We start from the raw sequence: 12653 nt of genomic DNA, 5'->3' as shown, positions 1-12653 counted from the left end.
AATGCCTAAGGTTTCCTGAGGAAGGCTCGTCCGCTCAGGGTTAGTCGGGACCTAAGCCGAGGCCGAAAGGCGTAGGCGATGGACAACAGGTTGATATTCCTGTACCACCTCTTTATCGTTTGAGCAACGGGGGGACGCAGGAGGATAGGGTAAGCGCGCTGTTGGATATGCGCGTCTAAGCAGTTAGGCTGCAAGTGAGGCAAATCCCGCTTGCGTGAAGGCTGAGCTGTGACAGCGAGGGAAATTTAGTACCGAAGTTCCTGATTCCACACTGCCAAGAAAAGCCTCTAGCGAGATAAAAGGTGCCCGTACCGCAAACCGACACAGGTAGGCGAGGAGAGAATCCTAAGGTGAGCGAGAGAACTCTCGTTAAGGAACTCGGCAAAATGACCCCGTAACTTCGGGAGAAGGGGTGCTCTTTGGGGTGAATAGCCTCGAAGAGCCGCAGTGAATAGGCCCAGGCGACTGTTTAGCAAAAACACAGGTCTCTGCGAAGCCGCAAGGCGAAGTATAGGGGCTGACGCCTGCCCGGTGCTGGAAGGTTAAGAGGAGGGGTTAGCGCAAGCGAAGCTCTGAATCGAAGCCCCAGTAAACGGCGGCCGTAACTATAACGGTCCTAAGGTAGCGAAATTCCTTGTCGGGTAAGTTCCGACCCGCACGAAAGGCGTAACGATCTGGGCACTGTCTCAACGAGAGACTCGGTGAAATTATAGTACCTGTGAAGATGCAGGTTACCCGCGACAGGACGGAAAGACCCCGTGGAGCTTTACTGTAGCCTGATATTGAATTTTGGTACAGCTTGTACAGGATAGGTAGGAGCCGTAGAAGCCGGAGCGCTAGCTTCGGTGGAGGCGTCGGTGGGATACTACCCTGGCTGTATTGAAATTCTAACCCGCACCCCTCATCGGGGTGGGAGACAGTGTCAGGTGGGCAGTTTGACTGGGGCGGTCGCCTCCTAAAGAGTAACGGAGGCGCCCAAAGGTTCCCTCAGAATGGTTGGAAATCATTCGTAGAGTGTAAAGGCACAAGGGAGCTTGACTGCGAGACCTACAAGTCGAGCAGGGACGAAAGTCGGGCTTAGTGATCCGGTGGTTCCGCATGGAAGGGCCATCGCTCAACGGATAAAAGCTACCCCGGGGATAACAGGCTTATCTCCCCCAAGAGTCCACATCGACGGGGAGGTTTGGCACCTCGATGTCGGCTCATCGCATCCTGGGGCTGTAGTCGGTCCCAAGGGTTGGGCTGTTCGCCCATTAAAGCGGTACGCGAGCTGGGTTCAGAACGTCGTGAGACAGTTCGGTCCCTATCCGTCGTGGGCGCAGGAAATTTGAGAGGAGCTGTCCTTAGTACGAGAGGACCGGGATGGACGCACCGCTGGTGTACCAGTTGTCTTGCCAAAGGCATCGCTGGGTAGCTATGTGCGGACGGGATAAGTGCTGAAAGCATCTAAGCATGAAGCCCCCCTCAAGATGAGATTTCCCATAGCGTCAAGCTAGTAAGAACCCTGAAAGATGATCAGGTTGATAGGTCAGAGGTGGAAGCGCGGTGACGTGTGGAGCTGACTGATACTAATCGTTCGAGGACTTAACCAAGTCATATTTATATGAACAAGGTGAACTCGTTTTTACCAAACTTCTTCTGCATTATCCAGTTTTGAGGGAATGAAACCTCAAAGAAAATAGTCTGGCAGCAATGGCGAGAAGGTCACACCCGTTCCCATACCGAACACGGAAGTTAAGCTTCTCAGCGCCGATGGTAGTTGGGACTTTGTCCCTGTGAGAGTAGGACGTTGCCAGGCGATGCCCCAATGGGGGCTATACTTATGTTTGTTTTTTAGAGTTGGCCCGTTGGTCAAGCGGTTAAGACACCGCCCTTTCACGGCGGTAACACGGGTTCGAATCCCGTACGGGTCACCAAGTTTTTTCGCGCTAGCGAAAATAACTTTCATTATTATGGAGGATTAGCTCAGCTGGGAGAGCATCTGCCTTACAAGCAGAGGGTCGGCGGTTCGATCCCGTCATCCTCCACCATTCTTGCCGGTTTAGCTCAATTGGTAGAGCAACTGACTTGTAATCAGTAGGTTGGGGGTTCAAGTCCTCTAGCCGGCACCAGTAGTTTTAGAGCCATTAGCTCAGTTGGTAGAGCATCTGACTTTTAATCAGAGGGTCGAAGGTTCGAGTCCTTCATGGCTCACCATTTTCTATGTAGGTTTATGTCCTACATGGTTGATTTATATGGAGGAATACCCAAGTCCGGCTGAAGGGATCGGTCTTGAAAACCGACAGGCGGGTTAAACCGCGCGGGGGTTCGAATCCCTCTTCCTCCTCCATTAATTAAATTTAAATTTAATAATATTATCGTCGCGGGGTGGAGCAGTCCGGTAGCTCGTCGGGCTCATAACCCGAAGGTCGCAGGTTCAAATCCTGTCCCCGCAATTTGGTCCGGTAGTTCAGTTGGTTAGAATGCCTGCCTGTCACGCAGGAGGTCGCGGGTTCGAGTCCCGTCCGGACCGCCAGTTTTTTTTTCTAGTAGGCAACTGCTATTGATATATATACTGTACTATATGGCTCAGTAGCTCAGTCGGTAGAGCAAAGGACTGAAAATCCTTGTGTCGGCGGTTCGATTCCGTCCTGAGCCATCATGATTAAAGTGTTTGTTAAAGGCAGACAAGGTTTCGAAACCTTTTAGAGGAATTCGTTTCCTACTACCACTGTCGATTATGGCGGTTGTGGCGAAGTGGTTAACGCATCGGATTGTGGTTCCGACATTCGTGGGTTCAATTCCCATCAGCCGCCCCAATAATTATTATATTAATGGGCTATAGCCAAGCGGTAAGGCATCGCACTTTGACTGCGACATGCGTTGGTTCAAATCCAGCTAGCCCAGCCATCATTCTCATTTTTAGATTTGCGGGTGTAGTTTACTGGTAAAACCTCAGCCTTCCAAGCTGATGTAGTGGGTTCGATTCCCATCACCCGCTCCAAATAATGGGCCTATAGCTCAGCTGGTTAGAGCGCACGCCTGATAAGCGTGAGGTCGATGGTTCGAGTCCATTTAGGCCCACCATAATTTGTTCCGCAGTAGCTCAGTGGTAGAGCTATCGGCTGTTAACCGATCGGTCGTAGGTTCGAGTCCTACCTGCGGAGCCATTTTATATAAAGAACATCTAAATTATATGGAATGGTATTACGAGCTTATAATCATCTTGAAGACAATTTAGAATTTTTACATATAAAACAATACTAAAAGACACCATGTTAAAAATTACATGGTGTCTTTTTTGATTTCTGCGTAGCGGTGATAGTTTTGTTGAAAAAGTATGATTAAATTATTTATCTTTAGTAAATATTTTTTCCAAGGTTGCCGTATAAGTAATTAAAATTTAAACTTAAAGAAAATAACTGGAATTTTATTCAAGAGAAAAGGAGAAATAAATTTGGAGAGAAACAGATTTTCTGCGATTGCCCATCGCAATCATACATTTAGTAATCCAATAAGTGAAGAAAAGATCATGAAAATGATCGGAATAGTATCACCAAAGCCAAAGGATAAAGCAATTGATATTGGAGCAGGAAAATGTGAACTGCTGATTCGTCTTGTGGAAAATTATAATATTTCAGCAACTGCGATAGAAGTGTATGACGGTTCTATCGAGGAAGCAAAAAAACGAGCAAGTAACAGAATTCCCGAGGACAGTATTGAGTTTATTGTGGAAGATGCCAAGCTGGCAGTCGAGAACTGTAAACAAGAAGGATATGATTTCGGAATTTGTATCGGGTCGACCCACGCTTTGGGCGGGCTGGAGACTACTCTTCAGACGCTGAAGCGTCTCGTAAAGAAAAATGGGTTTATTATTATAGGAGAAGGCTACTGGAAGAAGCCACCAAGTGCTGAATATTTGCAGGCTCTTGGTGGAGCGGACGAGTCTGAATGTAAAAGTCATGCGGAGACGGTAAGAGCCGGTGAGGAATTAGGATTAATCCCTCTTTGGTCCTATGTGGCAAATGAGGATGATTGGGATGAATATGAGTGGCTTTATTCCTTATCTATTGAAAATTATTGTCAAGAAAATCCCGAAGACCCGGATTGTGAAGCGATGCTGCAGCGAATCCGGACATGGCGACAAACCTATTTGAAATGGGGCAGGGACACGCTGGGTTTTGGGGTGTATTTGTTTCGGAACTAAGTTGGCAGCCTGCTAATTTAAAGAAAGCATTAAAATTCAAATGGGTGTAGGTTTACTAGATAAAAGAATATTGACTTAATCAAGGAGTGGAGAGATTTGAATATTTACGTTATCCGGCACGGGGAATCTGAGCATAATATTGACCGATCAGTGATGGCACATACCCATGATTCTAAACATAGCTTGACAGAACTCGGTCAGAACCAGGCACAAAAAACGGCTGAATTTCTTAAAACGAAACTAAACGAAAAGACTGTTTTATACGCTTCGCCGTATTTGCGAACGATTCAAACGGCGAAGGCGATTCATTCTTTTCTTCCGGAGCAAGTTCCATTTTATGAAAACCCGCTTATAAGAGAGTGGGAACTGGGAAATCTTTATGATTTCAACAATCGTACCCCGGAGGCAAAAAAGGAATTTAAAGCAGCGGGCCAATTTTACTTTCGCTATCAAAATGGAGAATCGCTGGCAGATGTGTACTTACGTGCGACTATGTTCATGAATACCGTATTAGATCGAGTAAAGCAGCAGCAGCGGTATGAAAATGTTGTGATCGTTACTCACGCTGCATTTATTCAAATGCTTCTGACCTTTCTAATGAACTGGCCAATTGAGGATTTGACCAATTTTAAACCTGTAGAAAATGCATCTGTCATCAATATTTATGAAACCGATGGTGATTACCGGTATGAAAAGATTTTTGTACCGAATGTCAACTAGCGGGTTCATAGGTGATAATCGATACAAAAATAATATAAAAATAATTTTTTTTTTAATATTTTTATTCGAGGATCAAATAGAAAGACAAAATGGTATCTTTTGGTATTATTACATTTATTACCTGATATAATTGAATGCTAAAAATTTCAGCGAGTAATATAATGGATACGAAGGGGGAATCAACAAATGATGACTTTTAATGAAATCGAAATAGGGATGTTACTAAGATTGGAGAAGACCCATAAATATGAACCAAGTTATATTGTTCGAGTTTTAGGTAAATCATTAAAAAATATCAACGGACAAGAAGTACCATTAATAGTGATTGAAGATCCGGAACACCCTCAAGAAATAATAAGTAAATCGCCATCTCTCTTCCAACCATTCTTTGAGAATTCATCTAACAAGTCCAACTTATTTTATGAAAGAATATAATTTTCAATCCATAACAGTCTAATAAATTGGTATGAATTCACACTTCCAACATTCCGGTTAGAATATTCGTTAAAACATTTATTTTCAAAAGAAAGCCGAAGGATGGTTAACACAGATCTTTCGGGCAGCCCTCATCACATTGAAGGTATATCTTTATAACGTCGTAAATCTCCCTTAACCGTCTTCCTCAGATATCTTACATAATCATAGTTTGGTGTATAGAACTGCCTTAAAGAGACGGCCATCTCTTTGGGGCTTTATTTTTGTCCTCCTCTCGCCAGGGAATGATTTCAATTATTTAAACAAGTAAAGAGGTGGATGAACTATAAAACAATCCTCTTTTTAAGAGCCGATTATAAACAAAGTTAATAAAAAGGAGGATAAACCTCTATCTGGAGATAGAGGTTTTTGTTTTTAAATTCTATCATGGGATAGTCGATTCATAGAATGGGAGGAGGTATGATAATAATTGTTAGGTTAATGCTTTAGGGAGAAATTTAATGACATTTTTATTTTTAATTCAAAAAGGGAGGAACAATCATGCATCAAACATCTTACTCGGTTTTCATTATTGCTGCACTTATTCTATTTAGTATTTATAGGCGTGTACGCCGAAACATAGGATGGCAACAGTTAAGTCAAGGAAAAATATGGTTTAGGACTGTCCTTTTATTTATTATTGGGCTGATTTTCTTGGGAGAGGGAATTTTCCACCCAATAAGCTTAATCTCAGATGTAGTGGGCATTCTTATTGGTATCATTCTTGCTTATTACAGTGCAGGTATGACGCGTTTCGAAAAACGGGAGGGAGGCTTGTACTACCGCCCGAACACCTGGATTGGCAGCATCGTTACAATTATTTTCCTTGGCCGCCTTGGTTATCGCATTTACGGAATATACACACAAGGATCATTAGGTGCATTACAAGGAAGCCAAACAAACGGATGGCAAAATATAGGTTACGCTGTGGGTAATTCCTGGACAGCCGGACTGATGCTTATTATGTTTGCTTACTATGTCATCTACTTCATCCTCTTATTACGCAAGCAGAAGCACCTATCTGAATCAGGGGGGGAATTTTCTGACTAATAGGTTAACAAGTTCTCTTTTGATGCAAAACAGTAAATCGCAGGCACTAATGAAAATATCGATTAATCGCTAAAAACAAGCTTATTTGTTAAGGGATTTTTCATAATAAAATAGTCCCCATAATAAATTACTTAGTATATATAATCTATTGTCTATGAACCTTATATTATTTTTCAATAAGAAGGGACAGATGGGATTGGGAATTAAGGAGGAAAATGAATGTTCAAACAAAATATCCGGTCTGAATGTAATATATATCGTTCTGGATGATGTGGGTTACTCGGCACTAGGCTGCTATGGATCGGAGATTGAAACGCCGAATATTGATTCATTAGCTGAAAACGGCCTGCGGTACAATAATTTTAATGTAACTCCTTTGTGTTCCCCTACACGTGCCTGTCTTCTTACAGGTCGTAACTGCCATTCGGTGGGGGTGGGAGTAGTTACTGAGATTGATTGGGGACCTCAATACCCTAATAAACGGGGGAGAATTTCTGATACAGCTGCGACGTTGGCTGAAATCTTAAAGTTGAATGGGATGGCTACCTATATGGTTGGAAAATGGCATTTGGTTCCCGGGCATGAAGCAGCATCAAGCGGGCCTTTTGAAAACTGGCCGCTTTCAAAAGGCTTTGGGCGATACTATGGCTTTTTATTAGGGATGACGGATCAGTATGCGCCGGATTTAGTATACGATAATCATCGTGTACAGAAGCCTGAAAAATCTAATTATCATTTATCAGAGGACCTGGTTGATAAATCACTGGAATTTTTGACGGATCATATATCGGTCACTCCGGAACGGCCATTCTTCCTATACTTAGCCTTCGGGGCACAGCATGAGCCTCATCAGGTACCAAGGGAATTTATTGAAAAATATAATGGAGTCTACGATAAAGGTTGGGATCAGATAAGGGAGGAGAGATTCGAGCGACAAAAGAAAATAGGAGTCATTCCGCCTTACACAGAACTGGTTGAACGGAATCCGGGGATTAAACCATGGGAAGAATTGACAACGAAAGAAAAACTGTTGTTTATTAAATTCCAACAGACGTATGCAGGCTTTCTCACTCACACGGATCAGCAAATAGGCAGACTGCTGCATTTCCTAAAGTCGAAAAACCAGCTGGATAATACGATTATTGTTTTACTTTCTGATAATGGAGGCAGTCAGGAAGGAGGCTGGAATGGTTCTATTAAGGATACTGCCTACTTAAACGGTATCGAGGAAAGCGTTGATGCCATGTTTGAACATGTAGAGGAAATAGGAGGACCTTTTACAAGTTCAAATTATCCTAAAGGATGGGCGCAGGTTTGTAATACCCCTTTTAAATATTATAAGCAAAATACGTTTTTCGGAGGGACGCATGTCCCCCTTATCATTCAATGCCCTCATAGTATTCCGGACCGAGGATCCATTCGCTCCCAATTCTATCATGCTATCGATATTACTCCTACTATACTGGACCTTCTAAACATTGATCCTCCTCAGGTATATGATGGTGTTCCACAGATGCCGCTTCATGGTGTTAGTATGATGGATACATTTACAGAACCGCATGCCCCATCAAAAAGAAAAACACAGTATTTTGAAATGCTCGGACACCGGGCTATATGGCAAGACGGGTGGGTTGCCGTTACCTATCATGAAACAGGTAAACCTTTTTATGAAGATCATTGGGAGTTATATAATGTAAATGAAGATTTTTCACAAAACTATAATCTGGCAGAAAAATATCCGGAAAAATTAAAAGAGCTTCAAGCAGTATGGTGGAAGGAAGCTAAGAGGTACGATGTCCTTCCCTTAAATGACAGTCCATTTAGAAAAGGGTACCAAGGTTTGCAGGAGGGGAGAACTAAGTTCATCTTCTACCCCGGCATGGCTCATTTGCCAACAAGTGCTGCCCCAAAGGTGACACTTTCTTCTTACTCGATCACCGTTCCAATCTTTCGTTTGAAGCGTACAGCAGAAGGTGTATTAATTGCTCATGGCAGTCATTCAAGTGGGTATACATTATATATAAAAGATAACTACTTATTCTATGAATATAATTATGTTGGCACTGTCTATAAAATTCAATCTTCTGTTGAAGTACCCATTGGGTATTCAACGATCCGATTTGAATTTAATAGAGAACTGTTGATTAAAGGAACAGGCAAGCTATATATCAATGGTCAACAGGTTGGCACCGTTTATATGCCTCGTACATTGCCATTTGTTATTTCTGTTGAGGGATTGGATATAGGAAGGGATCGATTAACATCCGTGAGCTCTAACTACCCGGTGCCGGAATTTCCGTTTACTGGACAAATGGAAAGAGCGGTCATTGAAATTTATGATAATCAACGATATAGCAAGTATTTAAAAAAGAAAAATAGAGATTTAATTTATATTAATATTAATGGAACGGTTAATTATCTTTAAATGATTGCGTAGATTGGAAGATCTGAAGAACAGAGATATTTAATTACCAATTTTTTTAAAATCGTCGATAGCCTTATCCTTATTAGTTAAAACGCTTTTCAGGCGCTTTCCGATTAGAGGAAAGCGCCTGATTATGTCTTTTAGTAAGGCTCTTTTCGTAAACTTTGTTGCTTTTGAAGCTTATTAAAGTTCATTTACTAAGTTTCTAGGCAATTTTCGCAAATGTTTTTACGAAAGGATGCCACGAAGCTTCTAATTATACGGGTTGATAAACTTATACGAAAAACAACAATCTATGTGAAAATAGCCTTTATTAAAAATCAAAATTGTCCGGGTCCGGCCCGACTCGATGATTTTGATTCAGCCCATTAATTTGTTCCATATCTTCTTTCTTTAACACGAAATCAAATATGGTTGAATTCTCAATAATCCGATGTTCTTTCGTTGATTTCGGAATGGTTACAACACCATTTTGTAAATCCCATCGTAAAATAACTTGAGCAATTGTTTTGTTATACTTAGTGGCTATTTCTTGGAGGACCTGGTTATCTAATAATTGGCCCTGCATTAAAGGTGACCAGGCTTCTAACTGAATTCCATGCTCTTTGCAAAAGCTTTGAACTTCTTTCTGAGTTAAACGCGGATGATATTCTACCTGATTTATCATAGGTTTTATTTCAGCATCCGTTATTAAATCTTTTAGGTGGTGAACTTGGAAGTTACTAACTCCAATAGCTTTTACTCTTCCTTCTTTATAAAGAGTTTCTAATGCCCGCCATGCCTCTTTGTATTTACCTCCTACAGGCCAATGAATAAGGTATAGATCTAAATAATCAAGACCGAGTTTTGTTAAACTAGTTTCATATGCTGTTAACGTCGATTCGTAACCTAAGTCAGCATTCCAAACCTTCGATGTCACAAATAAATCCTCTCTAGTGATACCCGCTTCTTTAATCCCATCATGGATCGCTTGGCCGACTCCTTCTTCATTTGCATAGATTGCGGCTGTATCAATACTTCGATACCCGTTTTTTATCGCGAATTTAACAGCATTCACCAGTTCAGGGCCTTCCGCTACTTTAAAAACTCCGATACCAACCCAAGGCATTTTTACCCCATTACGTAATTCAGTTGTAGATTGTAAGTTTTTTATCATGAATAATCTCCTCCATTTGTTTAAGAACATTTAGGTGATAAAATCCTAACCTTTTGTTGGTCCTTACCTTCAAGGAGCCGACTCCAGCCTGTAAGAATGACAGCTCCTAAAACCATTAGAGCCCCTATCCAAGTAGTGTGAATCAGTCCGATTGAATCTGTAATCATACCACCTAGGTAGGATCCTATGGCAATTCCTGCGTTAAATGCAGCAATATTAATAGCTGAAGCCACATTTACGGCAGCCGGTACAAACCGCTCCGCCAATATGACCACATATAATTGTAATCCTGGTACATTCATAAAAGCCAGCAGCCCCATTAGGAAAATGGTCATCAATCCTGCCAGTTTAAATGGCGCCGTAAACATCAACGTAAAAAGGACAACTGCTTGGACAATAAACATATAAAATAATGCCCTGACCGGATTGTGATTCGAAAGCTTTCCTCCTGCCATGTTACCAATCGCAATGGCTATACCGTATACGAGCAAGATGACTGCAACTGTCCTCTCTTTAAAGCCGGTTATATCCTGCAGGATTGGAGATAGATAAGTAAAGACAACGAATGTTCCTCCATATCCCAATGCTGTAATGCTAAATAAAAGTAATAAGCGGCCATTTGTGACTAATTTGAATTGATCGCGTAACGTTGTCCGGGTTACTTTTTGTAAATCAGCCGGGACAAGGATACTATTCGCAATTAAAGCAATAACGCCAACGGCAATGATGAGGACAAAAGCTATTCTCCAGCCGAATAGTTGTCCAATGAAGGTACCAAATGGTACACCTGTAACCGTGGCAACCGTAAGACCTGAAAACATAATGGATATTGCACTGGCTCTGCGATTTTCCGGAACTAAGTCGGCAGCGATTGTAGAGCCGATTGACATAAATACACCATGTGAAAAAGCAGAAATCACCCGTGCTGCAAGTAAGAGGCCAATGCTTGCAGCGCAGGCAGCAAGACTATTCCCAATAATAAATACAATCATAATCCAAAGTAATAAAGTTTTGCGGTTCATTCCGGAAGTGATTGATGTAAGGATAGGCGCTCCAAATGCGACTCCTAAAGCATATAAGGATACGGTTAATCCGGCTGTCGTAACCGATATTTGTAAATCCTTTGCTATTAGAGGTAATAGCCCTACACTAATAAATTCTGTCGTTCCGATTGCAAATGCACTTATGGCCAGTGCCAGCAGTGCGAATGTACTTCGTTTTTTATCTATAGTCATTTTTCCTTCCTCCTCTTAAATGTAATGTTATATAAAGAAAAATAAATACGTATAAATTCAACCGGCAAATGTTATTATGAGATATATGGGGATTAAATTAAAGTACGCACTTTAAAGTGCTATAGATACTTATAAGTATGATAGGTACTTTTTTGTACCTATCAATTTGGAGGTTAAGATATGAAGAAAAAGAAATACAATATATCAGTAGAAGCGACATTGGAGGTTATCGGGGGAAAGTGGAAATGCGTTATTTTATGCCATTTAACACACGGCAAGAAGCGCACAAGTGAACTAAAACGACTTATGCCGGATATAACACAGAAGATGTTAACCCAACAACTAAGGGAATTAGAAGAAGATGGAGTCATTAATAGAATTGTCTATAATCAAATTCCGCCAAAAGTGGAATATGAGCTCAGTGAATATGGATGGAGCTTGCAGGGAATTTTAGATTCTCTTTGTGCCTGGGGAGAAAAACATATTACAAGAGTATATGGTGATAAATTTTCTGTCTTAGAAGAAAACGTATTAAATGATAATTTGAAGTAATCCGGGCTAGGATGTAATCTAAAAATAAAAAACGAAGGAGTTTTTAAGATGAATTCGACAAAAAGTGTTGTTGAAAAATTAAATCTCAATAAATATCCAACAAAGCTGATTCTCAATACCCCTGAGGATATTGCTGACTTTAATCAGATAGAATATGACTCTTCTATAAAAAAGGATAAATATGATCTTATCTTTATTTTCGTTTTTAGTTTAGAAGAATTCGCTAAGCAATTACAGTTCGTGATCGATAAACAATTAGTCAAGGATAACGGATATCTATACTTTGCGTATCCGAAAAAGAATAATCCAAAATATAAAGAATACATAGAACGTGATAGTTTATTTAAGGAACTACCTATTGATGAGGAAGGCTATGTTTTTGAAAGCGGCATTAAATTTGCCAGAATGGTTAGCTTAAATGATGTTTTTACGGTGGTCGGGCTTAAGTCAGCACCAAAGAAAGCAAAAACCACGACTAGCGCAAAAAATAGTCAATGTGTGGATGACTACATTGAAAATGTTGAGGATATCAAACAATATTTGAACAAAAATGAGGAATTACTCAGTTTCTACAATCAATTAACCCCAGGTTACCAAAAAGACTGGGCGCGCTATGTTTACAGTGCTAAAAGAAAAGAAACACAAGAAAAACGGTTGTTGGAAATGGAAGCCATATTAGGAGATGGCTATAAAACAATTGAATTGTTTAGAAGGAAAAAGAAATAAAAATAAAATATCAGGGATGATCTATTCAAATGAACAGCTGCAAGAACACGAGAAAATAATTCCTTATATAGAAATCAAAACGCCCCAATAGTTTGCAATAAACTACCAGGGCGTTATTTTAGTGAATTA

Annotated in this window: 9 protein-coding genes, 13 tRNA genes and 2 rRNA genes (1 of these 24 cut by a window edge); 22 read left to right on the top strand and 2 right to left on the bottom strand. The window is 40.9% G+C overall.

The features are described from left to right. The 20 genes from AC3ANV_RS25225 to AC3ANV_RS25130 all read left to right on the top strand — a co-directional run. Window positions 1–1592, top strand: a 23S ribosomal RNA gene (locus AC3ANV_RS25225) (it extends 1344 nt beyond the left edge of the window). A gap of 90 nt (window positions 1593–1682) precedes the next feature. Further along, window positions 1683–1798 (top strand): 5S ribosomal RNA (gene rrf, locus AC3ANV_RS25220). Window positions 1799–1841: 43 nt separating this feature from the next. Continuing rightward, window positions 1842–1916, top strand: a tRNA-Glu gene (locus AC3ANV_RS25215). A 38-nt stretch (window positions 1917–1954) separates the two neighbouring features. After that, window positions 1955–2030, top strand: a tRNA-Val gene (locus AC3ANV_RS25210). 5 nt (window positions 2031–2035) lie between these two features. Further along, a tRNA-Thr gene (locus tag AC3ANV_RS25205) sits at window positions 2036–2111 on the top strand. A 9-nt stretch (window positions 2112–2120) separates the two neighbouring features. Then, window positions 2121–2196, top strand: a tRNA-Lys gene (locus AC3ANV_RS25200). A 40-nt stretch (window positions 2197–2236) separates the two neighbouring features. Continuing rightward, window positions 2237–2329, top strand: a tRNA-Ser gene (locus AC3ANV_RS25195). Window positions 2330–2361: 32 nt separating this feature from the next. Next, window positions 2362–2435 (top strand) — tRNA-Met (locus tag AC3ANV_RS25190). A 3-nt stretch (window positions 2436–2438) separates the two neighbouring features. Next, a tRNA-Asp gene (locus tag AC3ANV_RS25185) sits at window positions 2439–2515 on the top strand. Window positions 2516–2565: 50 nt separating this feature from the next. Beyond that, window positions 2566–2638 (top strand) — tRNA-Phe (locus AC3ANV_RS25180). A gap of 84 nt (window positions 2639–2722) precedes the next feature. Continuing rightward, window positions 2723–2798, top strand: a tRNA-His gene (locus tag AC3ANV_RS25175). 16 nt (window positions 2799–2814) lie between these two features. After that, window positions 2815–2889 (top strand) — tRNA-Gln (locus AC3ANV_RS25170). A gap of 20 nt (window positions 2890–2909) precedes the next feature. Next, window positions 2910–2983: transfer RNA gene (locus AC3ANV_RS25165), tRNA-Gly, on the top strand. 6 nt (window positions 2984–2989) lie between these two features. After that, window positions 2990–3066, top strand: a tRNA-Ile gene (locus AC3ANV_RS25160). Between the two features lie 8 nt (window positions 3067–3074). Continuing rightward, window positions 3075–3149 (top strand) — tRNA-Asn (locus AC3ANV_RS25155). 287 nt (window positions 3150–3436) lie between these two features. Continuing rightward, window positions 3437–4186: a class I SAM-dependent methyltransferase gene (locus AC3ANV_RS25150; protein ID WP_488311325.1), complete on the top strand. Its 750-nt coding sequence runs from the start codon at window positions 3437–3439 to the stop codon at window positions 4184–4186. A gap of 96 nt (window positions 4187–4282) precedes the next feature. Next, on the top strand, window positions 4283–4906 hold the full coding sequence (locus AC3ANV_RS25145; RefSeq protein WP_488311324.1) for a histidine phosphatase family protein: 624 nt from the start codon (window positions 4283–4285) through the stop codon (window positions 4904–4906). A gap of 186 nt (window positions 4907–5092) precedes the next feature. Then, window positions 5093–5341: a hypothetical protein gene (locus AC3ANV_RS25140; RefSeq protein ID WP_488311323.1), complete on the top strand. Its 249-nt coding sequence runs from the start codon at window positions 5093–5095 to the stop codon at window positions 5339–5341. Between the two features lie 540 nt (window positions 5342–5881). After that, window positions 5882–6430, top strand: a complete 549-nt coding sequence (locus tag AC3ANV_RS25135; protein ID WP_488311322.1) for a CcdC protein domain-containing protein — start codon at window positions 5882–5884, stop codon at window positions 6428–6430. A gap of 190 nt (window positions 6431–6620) precedes the next feature. Further along, complete coding sequence (locus AC3ANV_RS25130) at window positions 6621–8855, top strand: arylsulfatase (protein WP_488311321.1); 2235 nt, start codon at window positions 6621–6623, stop codon at window positions 8853–8855. Between the two features lie 313 nt (window positions 8856–9168). Here the strand turns inward: AC3ANV_RS25130 and AC3ANV_RS25125 are convergent, their stop codons facing one another. Both AC3ANV_RS25125 and AC3ANV_RS25120 read right to left on the bottom strand, forming a co-directional pair. Next, window positions 9169–10011, bottom strand: a complete 843-nt coding sequence (locus tag AC3ANV_RS25125; protein ID WP_488311320.1) for an aldo/keto reductase — start codon at window positions 10009–10011, stop codon at window positions 9169–9171. 20 nt (window positions 10012–10031) lie between these two features. Further along, window positions 10032–11246, bottom strand: coding sequence for an MFS transporter (locus AC3ANV_RS25120; protein ID WP_488311319.1), 1215 nt, complete (start codon window positions 11244–11246; stop codon window positions 10032–10034). Between the two features lie 180 nt (window positions 11247–11426). Between AC3ANV_RS25120 and AC3ANV_RS25115 the strand changes: the two genes are divergently transcribed. Further along, complete coding sequence (locus tag AC3ANV_RS25115; protein ID WP_488311318.1) at window positions 11427–11798, top strand: winged helix-turn-helix transcriptional regulator; 372 nt, start codon at window positions 11427–11429, stop codon at window positions 11796–11798. A gap of 48 nt (window positions 11799–11846) precedes the next feature. After that, window positions 11847–12524, top strand: coding sequence for a YdeI/OmpD-associated family protein (locus AC3ANV_RS25110; RefSeq protein ID WP_488311317.1), 678 nt, complete (start codon window positions 11847–11849; stop codon window positions 12522–12524). Window positions 12525–12653 lie beyond the last annotated feature (129 nt).

It is taken from the genome of Neobacillus sp. DFD-2R (assembly GCF_057747865.1).
The sequence above is the reverse complement of the archived record's forward strand: the minus strand, read 5'-3'. Positions and strand labels throughout refer to the sequence as shown.